Here is a 16,415-nt window from a genome sequence, read left to right on the forward strand (position 1 = left end):
ATTGTTTATTTTTTTACTGAATTACCTTCTGAGTTTTCTTCCAAACGTTTGATCGTTTATTTTTTATTCTAGCCTGATATCAGCCAATAAAAAGCCCAATCCCCTACTTTGACTGGGATTGGGCTTTTTTTATACTCAATCTAACAAATAATTAAGCTACGTTTTTATTCTCGCAAGCCAATTGACGCAATACATAGTGCAATACACCACCATGACGCACGTACTCGCGCTCTTTTGGCGTCTGTAGCATGACGTTGACATCAAAGCTCTCAGACGAACCATCAGCACGTGTAGCGGTGACTTTTGCCATCTTGCTCTCACCGTTATCTAAACCAGTGATACTAAGTACCTCAGAACCATCTAGATTATAGGTCGCTGCATTCTCACCGTCTTTAAAGGTTAACGGCAACACACCCATGCCGACTAAGTTTGAACGGTGAATACGCTCAAATGAGCTGGTCAATACCGCTTTGACACCTAGTAGAATAGTACCCTTCGCTGCCCAGTCACGACTTGAGCCAGAGCCATACTCACTACCCCCTAGTACCACCAGCGGACGCTTGTCTTCTTTATATTTCATCGCCGCATCATAAATAGCCATTTCTTGACCGTCTTGTAACGTGGCGCTATCACCGTTGAAGTAATAAGTATAACCGCCCTCTTTACCAGCCATCATAGTATTTTTGATACGGATATTGGCAAAGGTACCGCGCGTCATTACCGCGTCATTACCGCGGCGTGAGCCATAGCTATTGAAATCGGCTTCCATGACACCGCGCTCTTGCAGGTATTTGCCCGCAGGAGAGTCCGCATCGATATTACCAGCTGGTGAAATATGGTCGGTAGTGATTGAGTCACCGAATAGACCTAGAATACGCGCACCTTCAATATCGGGAATACCTTCTGGCTCCATCGTCATACCATCAAAGAACGGTGGGTTTTTGATATAAGTAGACTCTTCGCTCCATGGATACAGTTGACTATCAGCTGAGCTAATAGCGTTCCATGCAGCACTACCATCAAACACTTCACCATAGTTTTTGCGGAACATATCAGCATCGATATTATTAGCAATTAGCTCATTAATTTCTTCTGACGTTGGCCAGATATCTTTTAGATAAACATCATTGCCGTCTTGATCCTGACCTAATGGATGCGTGGTCAAGTCAATATCAACCGTACCTGCCAGCGCATAAGCAACTACCAGCGGTGGCGACGCCAAGTAGCTGGCTTTGACATGCGAATGAATACGACCTTCAAAGTTACGGTTACCTGACAGTACAGCAGCGGCAACCAAATCACCTTCTTCGATAGCACCTTCGATTGCCTCTAATAGTGGTCCTGAGTTACCGATACAAGTCGTACAACCGTAACCAACTAAATAAAAGCCGATTTTCTCTAGCTCATCCATCAATTTGGCTTTTTCAAGGTAATCAGTGACGACTTTTGAACCTGGAGCAAGGGAGGTTTTGACCCATGGTTTAGCCGTTAGACCTTTCGCCGCAGCTTTTTTGGCGACCAGACCTGCGCCAATCATCACTGCTGGATTTGAGGTATTAGTACAAGAAGTAATAGCGGCAATAACGACTGAGCCATCACGCAATCTATACTCTTCATCTTCAATTTTGACCGTACAGTAAGTACTGCCTTCAGCGCAAAAAGGCTTGGGCTTGGCTGCCAACGTTTTAGCTTGTTCTTGTTTACCACCTTCTTCATCAAAGCGAACCTTGGCTTCGATTTCTTTTTTACGGTCTTTGGTCATCGCCGTCAAGGTTTCACCAAATTTTTCGTGCATGTCAGACAGATTGATTCGCTGCTGTGGCAAATTTGGACCAGCAAGCGCGGGCTGTACTGATGATAAATCTAGCTCCAGCTTACTTGAATAAGTCGCAGCAGGGGTATCTGCATCGTGCCATAAGCCTTGCGCCTTGGCATACTGTTCAACCAACTCAATCTGGCTTTCTTCACGTCCAGAGAGACGTAGATAATCAATCGCCATTCGGTCAATGGGGAAAATACCACAGGTTGCACCATATTCTGGTGACATATTGGCAATCGTCGCTCGATCGGCTAGCGGCATACTATGCAGACCTTCACCATAGAATTCGACAAACTTACCAACCACGCCATGGGCGCGTAGCATCTCAACGACGCGTAATACTAAGTCGGTGGCAGTGACGCCTTCAGTGAGTTTACCTTTTAGCTCAAAACCAACCACTTGTGGAATCAGCATAGAGGAAGGCTGACCAAGCATTGCCGCTTCCGCTTCGATACCGCCTACACCCCAACCAAGGACGCCAATACCATTGATCATAGTCGTATGACTATCCGTGCCAAATACCGTATCAGGATAAGCCGTCAACTCGCCATCTACCTCTGCTGCCATTACGACACGCGCCAAATACTCTAAATTAACCTGATGCACAATGCCGGTAGCTGGCGGTACCACAACGAAATTTTTAAAGGCATTCTTGCCCCAATGTAGGAACTCATAGCGCTCATTATTGCGCTTAAATTCAATTTTTTCGTTCAAGTCGATTGCGTCTTCACGACCGTAAGCATCAACTTGTACTGAGTGATCGACGACCAACTCACTCGGAATAAAGGGATTAATTTGCTCGGCACGACCGCCGAGCTCAACCACCGCATCACGCATGGCTGCCAAATCGACGACAGAGGGTACCCCAGTAAAATCCTGCAGCACAACACGGGCTGGCATAAAAGCAATTTCTTTTGACGCTTCTGCCCCAGAATCCCAATTGGCGACCGCTTCGATATGGTTTTTACCGACCGACTGTCCGTCATCTTCATTACGCAGCAGATTTTCTAACACGATTTTCATGCAAAACGGCAGTTCTGCAATATGTGGATAAGTTGTGGCCAGTTTAGTGAGGCTATAGTAGGCATATTCTTTGCCAGCGACGGTTAAGGTATCTTTTACATTAAGAATGTCACTCATGGTAGCTTCCTTATTTATGCTATAGATTAGGTTAGGTCTATCGGTATAACAGGTGGCTAAATAGCTTGGAGAAGGGAAAATCGTTATTATTGAAATTGGTTTCCTTGTACAACGTTACTTATAAGCGCACGAATAAGCGCCATAAAAAACCATTTCAATCGATACAAGCGCCCTTTTACCATAGCAAATAAGCGCACAGTTGTTAACCCTAACTGCTTAATGAATGGTGGCAAAACAGTAAACGAAACAGAGGTTTAGCACCTAAGCAATAACCTACGCTTTAAAGCTTCGGATACTTATACAAGCGTGCGACGACCACTACGAAAGACGCGGCTGTCCTCATAAAAATTAGAATTCGCATTATCTGCCCAAAAATGAGGTACGCCTAATATGGGTAAAGGGGCAAGTTGGCGCGGGGTGACATTTTCTTGCGATAGCAGCAGATGCATGTGCTCTGCCAGCAGCGTATCTATCTGCGCCATCCGTTCTGGCAAGGCTTGAGCAAAGAAATCGGGCGACACGTTTAGCACCACACTATGCGCGCACAAGGTTTTACGTGGCTCAACAAGTTGCTCAAGCAACGCGTGACCAAAGATATATACTGCTGCCTTGGCATCAGTACGTGGCGCAAGCGGATTATCCCAATCAGCACGCGGCGTAACCAAACTTGCCTGCCAATTAAAATCAATCAATGCTTTGCCAATCTCTGGCTCACACGTCACCAATATCGCACCATTTTCATCAAATACCGTAATCGTATCGCGTACGCGTCCTCGAGGATTTTTGGGGCTATTAATAGCACTTTTATTCTGCGCAGCTATTTCAAGCATATGATGATAATTCAGTAAGGCTTTGGTCTTAGGAAAGGTGAGCCAAATACTACCATTAAATAAATCGTGCAAATTTTCACGGGTAGGAATTTGACCCGTCGTGCCGATGAATTGCTCATAACCTATACCTTCTAGTAAATCATCTTGCGATACAAATTTTAAGCTATGCGCTTGTTTATCTGCTGTTGGTTTTGTTTGTGGCTGATATTGATGATGAGTGCTGGCGGCTTTTTGGCACATGGCTGTATTTAATAAATCAGCAATAATGGTGCTGCTTACACCGAAACTAGATGCAGAATCAACTTTCTCATCAACCTTTAGCATCGCCAAATTCTCAGTATAAAAATAGTCATCCGAAGGTTTTATCTGATTGCTTTCCTCTAATGACTTACTAAGTTTTTGCACCCTTTCACTAAGAAAGCTTAACTGGCTGATATGTGCCATCCATGGCGCTTGCCAGTCAATAGCAGCAAAGCTTAAATCAAGTTCTGCTTTAGGCATGGTTAATGATGGGGTGGGTCGAACAGTATCGGTCATGATGACAATCTCTACGAGTCTTGTGATTTTTATGATGTAAATCTCTATGAATTTAGCGCGGTGGCTCATGGTATCATAGTGCGCTTTTTTAGCGCCTATTTAGTCCTTTTTTAGCAGTTAGTAAGCTCACGATGGTAATGGTTTATGGCAAATTTCAATACTCACTTAAATGGCGCATTTGCGGTCAGTGGCATAATTGGCTTGACGGTGTATAAAGCCGGATTGATTAACGACGCCGGTTTTTTAATGTGTGTAGCCCTTGGCACGATAGGCGGCTTGCTGCCCGACTTGGATTCTGATAATTCCACACCAATTAAACTTGGCTTTAATATCGCCTCGTTTATCTTTGCCTTTGGGCTGGTGATGCACTGGCGCAGTGAGCTGAGCTTGATTGCACTTATTGCTTTATGGCTTGCCGGTTATGGTTTTATGCGCTATGTGGTATTCCGATTATTTACTAGCATGACGGTGCATCGCGGTGTGATTCATTCGGTGCCGTATATGGCAATATTAGGGCTAGGGCTGACCTATTTAAGCTATTATGGCTTGCATAACTCGCTAGCGGTTAGCTGGTTTTATGGGCTATTTTTATTTGGTGGGGCAATGGTGCATCTGACGCTTGATGAGATGTATAGCGTGAATTTATCAGGAATGACGCTCAAGCGCTCAGCAGGTACCGCAATGAAGTTTTATCAACATAAAGATAAGCAGTGGTATCTATTGTTGTATGTACTATTAGGATTATTGGTGTACGCTGCACCGCCTTTTGCACCGTTTTGGGAGCAGCTGCGCGATCCTGCACCGTGGGCACAGCTTAAGGTTGGCGTGTTGCCTGCTTTAATAGATAATTTGAATAGATAGCTTACATAAATAGTTTGCGCCATTAATCGCCTAACATCGTCATTTTTTACTTTAAAAAACGAGTCTTACTTATGACTAAAAAAACGCAACTAACCTGCCCTTGCCAAATCAATCCAAAAGGCGCGGCAACCACACTGTTATCTTATAAAGACTGCTGTCAGGAATTTCATGACAATATTGATAAAACAGATGGCATCAAGCCAGACAGCGCAGAACGGTTGATGCGTAGCCGTTATAGCGCCTTCGTATTGGTCAAGCCGGACTATATTATCAAGACGACGTTGCCTGCGCAGCAAGAGTTGCTTGATAACCAGTCGATAGAATCATGGGCAAAAGAGACCGACTGGGCGGGATTAAAAATAGTAAAGCATACGTCAAAGCTGGGAAAACGCCACGCGCAAGTTGAATTTAAAGCGTTCTATAATACTGAAAATGGGTTGCAAGCGCATCATGAACTATCTACTTTCGTAAAAACAAACGATAAATTTGCTAGTCCGACAAATGAACGCTGGTACTTCCTTGACCCTACAGTTGCCATGACCGTGAGCCAAAAGCAGCCGTGTATCTGTGGGTCTGGAGAAAGGTTTAAGCGTTGTTGTGGGCAGCTTCTATAAAGGTCATTTAACTCTAAACACTCGCCCCAACCGCTCGTGCAATGGCAATGCCTTCCTCAATACTCAAAAACTTCCGTTGGCTTGGGCTGTCTTTATAAAGGACTTCGCCATCTTGAAAAATCAGGCATTCATTGACTGCAAGCTGCTGCCATTTTTCATTTTCAGTGAGCGGCACAGTGACGATGATGGTCACTTTATCGTTATCCGTAGTCACATCGCTAAAGTTAATGGCTAAATCATCATCCGCCAGTTTTGCTTCACCAAACGGCGCTTGGCGGGTGAGATAAAACAATAAGCTGCCGGCGTATGCCAATTGCCATGTGCCATTAGATATCAAGCAATTAAACAAGCCATTTGCCGCCAAATATCGACATTGCGTGGTTAAAAAATTAAATAACGTTTGGTCATCAGGGCGAGTTTTAAAGCTGCTTTTTAAGCGATTAATAAGATAACAAAACGCCATTTCAGAATCGGTTGAGCCAACAGGCTGACAGTGCGATGCATTGCCATTATCTTGCAAACGCTGACAGCGCTCGATAAAGCCTTTGTTCATCTGTCCATTATGCGCAAATACCCACTGCTCGCCCCACACTTCGCGGGTAAAGGGATGGGTGTTCGCCAGACAGTTTTGACCCTGCGTTGCTTTACGGATATGAGCGATGACATTCATGGCTTTAATAGGATAGTTATTGACCAAATCGGCAACGGGGGATAAATGGCTGGGGCGGTTGTCATGGAATAAACGCAAACCAGTTGAGGCATTTTGAACATCTTCATTGCCCCCATCGCCATTACTAGATGGGCAATGGCTGCGCTCAAAAAACGCAATGCCAAAGCCATCTTCGTGGCTGTCGGTCATGCCGCCGCGACGACGAAATCCGGCAAAGCTAAAGCCAATATCGGTTGGAGTATTACAGTTCATTCCTAAAAGTTGACACATTTACGCATTACCGCCTTTATTAATAGTATTACCATTGTCGTCATTCGTTAAAACGCCATTCGTTGAACGGTTTACTGTGCCATCGAGGACTATCGTATTATTGTCGATGAGGTCAGCATCATTAAGATTAGTATCAATGCTTGCCAAAATACGCTGGGCTTGTGCCAAATCGGTATCTTGCACCCATAATACAGCGCCTGAATTCATACCCGGCAGGCTACTTAATGTTTGCACGGATACTTTGATATCATTATTGCGTAGCAGGTTGGCGTGTAGCTCGCCTTGCATATTGGTATCATAACGCGCCAGCTTATGCCAATTATCGATTTGATCGGTCATGGTAAATTCCTTTTAGAGATAGAGTGCTCGCCATCTGCAACGACAATATGCCACATTACTGTTGTCATTTGCTGCTGTTATTTGATGACCCATTGAGCTGATTTTATTAAGCTGGTTTTATTAAAAAGGTTTAGCTTATTGGATAAATATTACGCTTTTTCAACATGTGACCAATGATAAGCAGCCAGACGTTTCATAAGGTCAGGATTCTTAACCATAATATTATCACCCGTGCGCCCTTCGGTACGGTTGTAATGAATGACGTTGAGACGCAATAACCAAAATATCACTGCCGCTTTTGCAAGCATAATTGGTAATGCTTGTTTTTCATCGTTACCCAAAGCGCGTTTAGATTCATAACCTTGTAAAAATGCTGCCATTTTACGTCGGTCAAAATCAACCGATTCGCCCTGCTCAGCATCGCCCCACGTGGTACAAAAGTCATTAATAGTAATAGCAATATCCATTACATAATGCTCGACACTGACTTCGGTAAAATCGAGCAATCCGGTCAGCTGTTCATTGCCTTGTTCTAGATTCCATAGCGTATTGTCAGCGAACATATCAAGATGACATAAGCCTTTTGGCAAGGTATCAAGCGGCAAATCGCTATAAGATTGCCAAATATCACGCATGAGCTTGGCTACATCGCTGGGCATAAACTGAATTTCGCGGTCACGCACCTCGTTCCACGGATACAGCGCCACGCCATAATCTTCGCTTGGCTGCAATGCTTGCAAGGTTTCATGGAGTACGGCTAATGCCGCGCCCATATCCGCACACATGGTTTCGGTGGTTTGCTTGGGATGCGTGCCACTCAAACATGGCACTAGGGTAATGGCTTTATCGTCATAATGAATCACATAGCTTTTTTCAGCGCTACTGTTACTGTCAACCAATGCCATTGGTGCGGCTACAGGTAATTTGCCCACCAATTGATTAAGAATGACCGCCATTTTTTCGATATCACTTGGCGGACGCTCTTCAAATAAGGTGAACACATAAGAGTGCTCACCCTCATTATCGTCAGTCGTCTGAATAAACCAGTTAGAATTTTTGATACCTTGGGTAATCGGAGTGGCACGAGCAAAAGAGACGCCAAAACGTTGGCAAAAGGTGGCAAATTGGGCATCGGTTAACTGGGTATAAACAGACATGACATCTCACTTATGACAATTAAAAAGGTAAATGGAAAGGTAAATAAGAATAAATATAGACAGTAATCAGAACAAGTTTCAACGGTAATAGTGACGGTAATGGCGACAAATACAGCGCGAATGCCAGAACTTTGACTAAAAGCGCGTTAATTTGGCGAAAAGCTGCCTGATATGGTGGTGATTTTGCTACACTTGCGCCTATGGAATGAATTGATTATAAGGTGAAAACCCCTATGTTAGCAAAGCGTATCATCCCTTGTTTGGATGTCGATAACGGTCGTGTGGTGAAAGGCGTGCAATTTGTCGATATTAAAGATGCTGGCGATCCGGTCGAAGTGGCAAGGCGCTACAACGAGCAAGGCGCTGACGAGATTACTTTTTTGGACATTACCGCAACCAGTGACGCACGCGACACCACCTATCATACGGTTGAGCGCATGGCAGAAACGGTATTTGTGCCGTTAACAGTGGGCGGCGGTGTCCGTAAAATCGATGATATCCGTAACTTGCTTAATGCTGGCGCGGATAAAGTGGCGATTAATTCAGCAGCCGTTTTTACCCCAGAATTCGTTGGTGAAGCCGCGCAAAAATTTGGCAATCAATGTATCGTTGTCGCTATTGATGCCAAGCGCGTTGCTGACATTACTGTGAATGGCATTATTATGCCGCGCTGGGAGATTTTTACTCATGGCGGTCGCAAGCCGACTGGAATTGATGCGGTCGAATGGGCAATCAAAATGGCAGCGCTTGGCGCAGGTGAATTACTGGTCACGTCAATGGATGGTGACGGCACCAAAAAAGGCTATGATTTGCCACTAATGAAGCAAATTACCAGTCAAGTGAATGTACCAGTGATTGCCTCAGGTGGCGTCGGCAATTTGCAACATTTAGCGGATGGTGTGTTACAAGGTGGCGCGGATGCGGTACTGGCTGCCAGTATTTTTCACTTTGGCGAGCACACGATTATGGAAGCCAAACACTATATGGCAGCACAAGGCATTCAGATGCGCTTGTAAAACAAAAACAGCATTAGAAAAAATGTTATCATAGCGCTAAGCACTTATTTTCACTCAGTTATCTATTATAATATTCAAAAAATAACTATTTACTCTAATCGATAATGTTTACTTAGAATCAAAGGTATCTTTATGTCAAATTTACAACAGCAGCGCAGTGCCGTCACCCATATCGATGGCAATCTTCATCAAAATGCCGATGCCCGTATTGGTATCGTAGTCGCGCGTTTTAATGGTTTTGTCGTTGAGTCCTTGGTTGATGGCGCCATCGATGCGCTACTTCGTCATGGCGTATTGGGCAGCAACATCACCGTTATTCGTGTACCGGGTGCCTTTGAGTTGCCATTAGTCGCCCAGCGCGCGGCTGAGTCAGACCGTTTTGATGCAATTGTGGCGCTAGGCGCGATTATCCGTGGCAGCACACCGCACTTTGATTTTGTAGCAAGCGAGTCTGCTAAAGGTTTAAGCAATGTCGCGACTGACTATAACATTCCTGTAGCGAATGGCGTATTAACTACCGATAGTATTGAACAAGCGATTGAACGCGCAGGTACTAAAGCCGGTAATAAAGGCTCGGAAGCGGCGATGGTTGTGCTAGAAATGATTGCGGTATTGTCGCAATTAGATATCGATGACAGCAGTGATATTGCTTAATTAAATTTTGATTAGTGCCATTTTATTTAAGTTAATATGATTTGAATAAGCTTTGTTTATATAAACAAACTCTTTTAAACTTTAGATAAGCGTTGTCACGAATGTTGGCAGCGCTTACGCATTATTAGATAGCTAGGAGCTAAACGGTTAGTAGGATTTATTAACCGTTTAATTTTCATATGCTCTTTTGCTTTTATCTATAGTGCAATTACTGGCATTACCCTTAACAGCTTTTGTTAAAACACTATTTAAAAACATTATTTCGACACTCAGGTATTGACCCCCTATGACTGACCAACTCAAGCGCGCCATTAGCGCGGCGAAAACCGCACAAACCACCTCTGATACTACCAATGCTGTTGGTATTGCAAGCAGCAGTGCGGGTGAACAAATCTTCGATATGAGTGAGTCTTCTTATAAGACCAGTCACACCGCTGTCCGTAAAGCACGCCGCTTTGCCATGCAAGGTTTGTACGAATGGTTGGTCACTGACCGCCGTTTTGATACGACTGGTAAGCTTGGCTGGAAAGATAATGCGCCCAATGATATTGCTGCTCGTACGCGCGCCTCTAACGCCATGCATACGGTACATATTGGCTATTATCATGAAATGATGCGTGATATTCCAGAGCAAGTTGAAGCGCTAGATATGCTGATTGCCCAGCATTTGGATCGTGAGGTTGATAAGTTAGATACCGTTGAGCATGCTATTTTGCTAATTGGCGCGTATGAGCTACAAAACCGTCTAGAGATTCCTTATAAAGTCGTTCTTGATGAAGCAATGAAGTTGAATAATCACTTTGGTGCAACCGATGCGCACAAACTGATTAATGCGGTACTTGATAGAATGGCAATTGAGCTACGTGCGGTTGAAGTCGAAGCAGATACCAAAGCTAACCTACGTACTTCGCAAAAATCGGCAACAAAGTCTGCCGCTGCTAAAGTAACTACGTCTGTCAATATCTCTGATAGTACAGCTAATGACGCTCTTGATAACGAGCTAACGGCATCGACTAAACCACGTATTAGTGCCAATAATGCGGCGATAAAACGTGATCGTCCGAATAAAGCTAATGCCAATATAAAAGAATTGGTAGCGGCAGCGAAAGGTACGAGTAATCAAGATAGCGATGCTCAAGAAAATAGCATTCAAGAAAACAATGTTCAACAAAGCAACGACTAGCCATGACTGAATTTGAGCTGATTGAGCACATATTCTTAAAGCTGCAAGTCGATAGCGCCCTCGCCAATGGTCATCAGCACAGTATTGAAAAAGGTATTGGCGATGATGCGGCGGTGATGGCGCTACCATTAGGCGCACGCTTGGTCAGCTGTATTGATACCTTGGTGCAAGGTCGGCATTTTAGTGCTGATTGGGTTGAAATTAATAAACTGGCATTTGCCATTGGTTATAAAGCGGTCGCAGTTAATGTCTCAGATTTGGCAGCAATGGGCGCGGTGCCGCATAGTATTTTACTGGCATTGGCATTGCCTGAGCGCCTCGCTAATGAGCAGTGGCTCACCGAATTTGCCAAGGGTTTATTTCATGCCTGCCAATTATTTGGCGTGACCCTTATCGGCGGTGATACCACGCGCAATGAGTCGTTAATACTGAGTGTCAGTGCGCAAGGCTTATTAGCTGCAAACACGCCCGCGGTATACCGTTCAGGTGCGCAAATCGGCGATAAAGTTTATGTGTCGGGCACAATTGGCGATGCCGCTTATGCGTTGCAGCATCTGGATAATGCGATTGGTACTGAGCTGGCACATCGGTTACATATGCCAACACCTCGTATTCAGTTGGGCGCAGCATTAGCAAATAGTGGCGCAACAGCGATGATTGATATCTCAGATGGTCTGTACCAAGATTTGGGGCATATCTGCCAGCAAAGTGGCGTCAGTATGCGTCTCAACCTTGAGCACTTGCCAACCAGCAAACCGTTATCTCGCGTTGATTTACCTGAGCGTTTATTGTGTCAGCTAACTGGCGGCGATGATTATGAATTGGCATTTACCTTGCCAGCTCATATTGAGCTGCCGTCTGTTTATACCCAAGTTACTTGTATTGGCGAAGTGATTGCTTGTGGAAGTGGGACTAATAACGGGACTGACGATATGATGACTTCACATCCTATTTTATTTTATCAAAATCATGCCGTAACCGCGCAAAACCCTGCCCCGTTCACCACCTTACCCACACTCACGGGTTATCAACATTTTACAGGCTAATTATGACTGATAATTTGATCAAGCCCGATATCCGTAAAGCCAATGATTGCCCGCCATTACCAGCGCAAGCCAACGCCATTGACCGTTTAGTTTATTGGCTGGGTATTGGTTTGGGTAGTGGTTTACCGCGCCGGGCTCCGGGCACATGGGGCACGGTTGGTGGGTTGATTGTCGGCATACCACTGATGAGTCTAGGCTTTATCCCTTTTTTAATCCTAACGATTTTATCTTGTATGATTGGTATTTGGATATGTGAGCGTACCTCAGCCCTGATGGGCGGTCATGACAATCCGCATATTGTGTGGGATGAATGGGCGGGCATGTGGATTACCCTATTGCCGTTATCTTATATGAGCATTGGGGCAATTGATTTTTGGCAATACATCTCCCAGCCATTATCTATATTCGCCATTGCTCTCGCTTTTATTCTATTTCGCTTTTTTGACATTATCAAGCCGCCACCGATTGGCTGGGCAGATAAAAAAGTCGCAGGCGGTTTGGGTATTATGCTTGATGATATCATCGCCGGTATGATGGCAGCGGCAGTGTGGATAATTATGATGTATGCCGTGATAAGTTATTTTACAGTTGGCGAGCCAATTATTATTCCATTGTCACTCAACGATTGATTCTGCTTTTTGTCAACATTTGCGTTATAATTACCAAACCATATTATATTACTATTACGAATTAACAGTGAGTCGACTTTTCAGATTTAAAGCTGTTAATAATTATATTTCCCTAATTATAGAGCTGTTATGACCTCATCATTATCCGTAATTATTCTTGCTGCTGGTAAAGGCACCCGTATGCAATCTGCTAAACCAAAGGTGCTACAGACTTTGGCAGGTAAACCGCTTTTAGGTCATGTTCTAGATACTTGTCAGCAATTAACGGTCGACGATACCATTGTCGTTTATGGTTTTGGCGGCGATCAAGTGCAAGCAACGATAGGGCAACAGTATGCACATCTGCCCATCACTTGGGTCGCCCAGACTGAACAGTTGGGTACGGGTCATGCGGTAAAAGTTGCGCTGGCGCAATTACCAAAGCAAGGTCAAAGTTTGATCTTGTACGGCGATGTTCCATTGGTCAATAGTCAGACACTAGCCGCGTTACAAAGTGCTAATACCGAAGGTATGTCAATGCTGACCTTAACGGTTAGCAACCCGTTCGGTTTAGGTCGTATTAAACGCAATGCCAATGGTGAAATTGAAGCCATTGTTGAGCAAAAAGATGCCAGCAGTGCTGAGCAACAAATTACCGAAATTAATAGCGGTATCTATTGCGTTGATAATGCGTTATTGCATAAATACTTGCCTACATTATCTAATGATAATGCCCAGCAAGAATATTATTTGACTGATATTGTCAAAATGGCAGTGGCTGACGGCATTACTATTGCGGCTATCGAGCCTGAGCATGCCTTTGAGATTGAGGGTGTTAATAACCGTCAGCAGCTGGCAAGCCTAGAGCGTTCATGGCAGACAAAACTGGTCGCAGACTTGCAGGTAGCGGGCGTACAATTTGCTGATCCGACGCGCGTCGATATTCGCGGCAGCTTAAGCGCGGGTCAAGATGTCTTTATTGATGTTAATGTCGTGTTCGAGGGTGACTGTACTCTTGGCGATAACGTGTATATCGAAGCCGGTTGTGTGATTAAAAATTCTCATATTGGCAATGCCTGTTATATCAAACCGTATTGCGTGATTGATAGCTCGACGGTTGGCGCAGGCGTTGATATCGGACCATTTGCTCATTTACGCCCGGATACCGTACTTGCTGATAATATTAAAGTAGGTAATTTTGTTGAGATTAAAAAGTCAACGATTGGGCATGGTAGTAAGGTTAATCATCTGAGCTATATCGGTGATGCCACTATTGGTGCTGACGTCAATGTTGGTGCAGGAACGATTACTTGTAATTATGATGGGGTTAATAAAGCACAAACCATCGTTAAAGATAATGCTTTTATTGGCTCAAACTCCAGTTTAGTTGCGCCGGTAACCATTGGCGATACGGCAACGGTTGCGGCAGGCTCAGTCATCACCAAAGATGTTGATGCGCACTCTCTCGCTTTTGGACGCGCCAGACAAACCGCTAAAAGCAACCATGTGCGCCCGACCAAAACTCAAAAATAGACAGGCATAGCGAACCGTCCGTTCTTAATAAATACTGAGCAGTAATACTAAGCAGCGCGGCAATTTTTTGTGGGGCTGCTTAATGGTATTTATAGTCCGCGTCACCTGAGCTCCTTTGACTTATTAATGCGTCTGTCTTTTTTGATCGGTACTGACGCATTTATTATATAACCTCTTTTGATAACCTACATTTTATAAGCTATTTATAAACTTTATTTATATTAAGGATTAACCATGTGTGGAATAGTCGGCGCCGTTGCTGAGCGTAATATTGCCAATATCTTACTTGAAGGGCTAAAGCGCCTTGAATATCGCGGTTATGATTCTGCGGGTCTGACCGTGATTCGTGATGGCGAGCTCCATCGTGAGCGCCAAGTGGGTAAAGTTCAAGCATTGGTCGATGCGGTTGCAATAAACCCAGAATTTTTTGATGGTCATATCGGTATTGCTCATACGCGCTGGGCAACGCATGGCGAGCCTGCGCAGCGTAATGCGCACCCACATGTATCTGGCAAAATTGCCGTGGTTCATAACGGTATTGTTGAAAACTATGCCGAGTTAAAAGAAGCATTGATTGCTAAAGGTTATGAATTTACTTCACAAACTGATACTGAAGTGGTCGCTCATTTAATCAATGATTTGTATCAAAGCACACCTGATTTATTAGAAGCCGTGCGCGCTGTCATTCCGATGCTGCATGGCGCATTTGCCTTAGGCATTATCCATGTGGATAGCCCAGAAGAGTTAATAACCGTTCGCCTAGGCTCACCATTAGTAATTGGCGTAGGTATTGGCGAGAACTTTATTGCCTCAGACCAATTGGCATTATTACCAGTAACCAACCGCTTTATGTACCTAGAAGAAGGTGATATTGCTAAATTAACGCGCAACAGCATTACCGTTTATGCTGATGGGATTGAAGTAACCCGTAAAATTCATGAAATTGATGCTGAGCAGCACAATGCCGATAAAGGCGAATTTAGACATTATATGCTCAAAGAAATATATGAGCAGCCTGATGCCGTCGCGCGTACGCTTGAGATGGCAATAGATAATAACGAAACCACAAAGCTGCGCGATGATTTTTTACAGCGTCACGATGTTAAGCTGGCTGGTATTCGTCATATCCAAGTTATTGCCTGTGGCACCAGCTATCATGCCGGTATGGTTGCCAAATACTGGTTTGAAAACCTAACCCGTCTGCCCTGCTCTGTTGAAGTCGCAAGTGAATTCCGCTATCGTAATCCGGTCGTCGTTGATAACTCACTGGTAATTTGCATCTCGCAATCGGGTGAAACAGCAGATACCTTATCTGCATTACGTGATACCCAAAAACAAAATCCAGCCGGATTGGTCAGTTTAGCGCTTTGTAATGTACCAACCTCCTCGCTAGTACGTGAGACGGATATCTTTTTGCCGACGCTTGCAGGTCCTGAGATTGGTGTGGCATCAACCAAAGCCTTTACCACTCAGCTTGCCGCTTTAATGTTATTGGTACTTAAAGTTGGCGTGATTCAAGCGCGTATCGATAGCGCGTGCTTGACGGAATTACTTGGGGAGCTACAGAAGCTACCCGGTCAGCTTTATGCCAGCTTAAATCTTGATACCGATATCAAGGCGATGAGTGAAAGTTTTGAAGATAAAAGAAGTTGCTTGTTTTTAGGTCGTGGTCTGCAGTTCCCGATTGCCTTAGAAGGTGCGTTAAAGCTAAAAGAAATCTCCTATATCCATGCGGAAGGTTATGCGGCAGGCGAACTCAAACACGGCCCGTTAGCGTTGGTTGATAAAGACATGCCTATCGTTGTCCTTGCGCCAAAAGACAGTATGTTTGATAAGCTCAAAGCCAATATGCAAGAGGTGCATGCGCGCCACGGTGAGCTGTTTATCTTCGCCAGTGAATCAAGCAAAATGGTTGCCGAAGATCGTATGCATGTGGTGTATGTGCCGGATGTTTGCGAGACGCTTGCGCCAATCGTGTACAGCGTACCAGTGCAGTTACTGTCTTATCATGTAGCCGTCATGCGTGGTACGGACGTTGACCAACCGCGTAACCTTGCCAAATCAGTAACGGTTGAATAAGGGATAGGTATTGGATAATTAATCGTGTGAGCGAGTAATAAAGTATCATACTGAGTAAT

General features: G+C 44.4%; 14 protein-coding genes. 9 read left to right on the top strand and 5 right to left on the bottom strand.

Features of this window, described 5'->3' with window-relative positions:
- Nucleotides 1-151: 151 nt before the first annotated feature.
- Both acnA and AAEY78_RS08110 read right to left on the bottom strand, forming a co-directional pair.
- Entirely contained in the window at nucleotides 152-2,959 is a 2,808-nt protein-coding gene (gene acnA / locus AAEY78_RS08105; RefSeq protein WP_352338829.1) for an aconitate hydratase AcnA, read from the bottom strand.
- A gap of 296 nt (nucleotides 2,960-3,255) precedes the next feature.
- The gene (locus AAEY78_RS08110; protein ID WP_352338831.1) at nucleotides 3,256-4,326 is read right to left on the bottom strand and encodes a DUF3025 domain-containing protein; all 1,071 of its coding nucleotides are present in this window, start codon (nucleotides 4,324-4,326) and stop codon (nucleotides 3,256-3,258) included.
- 144 nt (nucleotides 4,327-4,470) lie between these two features.
- Here AAEY78_RS08110 and AAEY78_RS08115 point away from each other — a divergent pair, with 144 nt between their 5' ends.
- Together AAEY78_RS08115 and AAEY78_RS08120 are read left to right on the top strand one after the other, a co-directional pair.
- Nucleotides 4,471-5,187, top strand: coding sequence for a metal-dependent hydrolase (locus AAEY78_RS08115; RefSeq protein WP_352338833.1), 717 nt, complete (start codon nucleotides 4,471-4,473; stop codon nucleotides 5,185-5,187).
- A gap of 71 nt (nucleotides 5,188-5,258) precedes the next feature.
- Complete coding sequence (locus AAEY78_RS08120; protein WP_352338834.1) at nucleotides 5,259-5,801, top strand: YchJ family protein; 543 nt, start codon at nucleotides 5,259-5,261, stop codon at nucleotides 5,799-5,801.
- 13 nt (nucleotides 5,802-5,814) lie between these two features.
- On the opposite strand, the gene AAEY78_RS08125 is transcribed toward AAEY78_RS08120, so the two are convergent.
- The 3 genes from AAEY78_RS08125 to AAEY78_RS08135 all read right to left on the bottom strand — a co-directional run bounded on the left by AAEY78_RS08125 (nucleotide 5,815) and on the right by AAEY78_RS08135 (nucleotide 8,237).
- Nucleotides 5,815-6,741, bottom strand: coding sequence for a class II glutamine amidotransferase (locus tag AAEY78_RS08125; RefSeq protein ID WP_352338836.1), 927 nt, complete (start codon nucleotides 6,739-6,741; stop codon nucleotides 5,815-5,817).
- Nucleotides 6,742-7,080 (bottom strand): putative signal transducing protein, encoded by a 339-nt coding sequence (locus AAEY78_RS08130; protein WP_352338837.1) that lies wholly within the window; start codon nucleotides 7,078-7,080, stop codon nucleotides 6,742-6,744.
- Between the two features lie 149 nt (nucleotides 7,081-7,229).
- On the bottom strand, nucleotides 7,230-8,237 hold the full coding sequence (locus AAEY78_RS08135) for a homoserine kinase (RefSeq protein ID WP_352338839.1): 1,008 nt from the start codon (nucleotides 8,235-8,237) through the stop codon (nucleotides 7,230-7,232).
- A gap of 233 nt (nucleotides 8,238-8,470) precedes the next feature.
- Between AAEY78_RS08135 and hisF the strand changes: the two genes are divergently transcribed.
- The 7 genes from hisF (at nucleotide 8,471) to glmS (ending at nucleotide 16,356) form a co-directional block, all read left to right on the top strand.
- A complete protein-coding gene (hisF, locus tag AAEY78_RS08140) occupies nucleotides 8,471-9,253 on the top strand; it encodes an imidazole glycerol phosphate synthase subunit HisF (protein WP_352338840.1) in 783 nt (260 codons plus the stop codon).
- A gap of 132 nt (nucleotides 9,254-9,385) precedes the next feature.
- On the top strand, nucleotides 9,386-9,907 hold the full coding sequence (gene ribH, locus AAEY78_RS08145; protein ID WP_352338842.1) for a 6,7-dimethyl-8-ribityllumazine synthase: 522 nt from the start codon (nucleotides 9,386-9,388) through the stop codon (nucleotides 9,905-9,907).
- 286 nt (nucleotides 9,908-10,193) lie between these two features.
- Nucleotides 10,194-11,090 carry a transcription antitermination factor NusB gene (gene nusB, locus AAEY78_RS08150; RefSeq protein WP_352338843.1) on the top strand — a complete coding sequence of 299 codons (897 nt, stop codon included), beginning with the start codon at nucleotides 10,194-10,196 and terminating at the stop codon, nucleotides 11,088-11,090.
- Between the two features lie 2 nt (nucleotides 11,091-11,092).
- Nucleotides 11,093-12,136 (top strand): thiamine-phosphate kinase, encoded by a 1,044-nt coding sequence (thiL, locus tag AAEY78_RS08155; RefSeq protein ID WP_352338845.1) that lies wholly within the window; start codon nucleotides 11,093-11,095, stop codon nucleotides 12,134-12,136.
- A 2-nt stretch (nucleotides 12,137-12,138) separates the two neighbouring features.
- Entirely contained in the window at nucleotides 12,139-12,765 is a 627-nt protein-coding gene (locus AAEY78_RS08160; protein ID WP_352338847.1) for a phosphatidylglycerophosphatase A family protein, read from the top strand.
- Nucleotides 12,766-12,894: 129 nt separating this feature from the next.
- Nucleotides 12,895-14,277: a bifunctional UDP-N-acetylglucosamine diphosphorylase/glucosamine-1-phosphate N-acetyltransferase GlmU gene (gene glmU / locus AAEY78_RS08165; RefSeq protein ID WP_352338849.1), complete on the top strand. Its 1,383-nt coding sequence runs from the start codon at nucleotides 12,895-12,897 to the stop codon at nucleotides 14,275-14,277.
- Nucleotides 14,278-14,511: 234 nt separating this feature from the next.
- A complete protein-coding gene (gene glmS, locus AAEY78_RS08170; RefSeq protein WP_352338851.1) occupies nucleotides 14,512-16,356 on the top strand; it encodes a glutamine--fructose-6-phosphate transaminase (isomerizing) in 1,845 nt (614 codons plus the stop codon).
- The last annotated feature ends 59 nt before the right edge of the window (nucleotides 16,357-16,415 follow it).

The sequence above is a fragment of the Psychrobacter sp. 16-MNA-CIBAN-0192 genome, assembly GCF_040309565.1.
In the GTDB taxonomy this organism is placed as follows: Bacteria; Pseudomonadota; Gammaproteobacteria; order Pseudomonadales; family Moraxellaceae; genus Psychrobacter.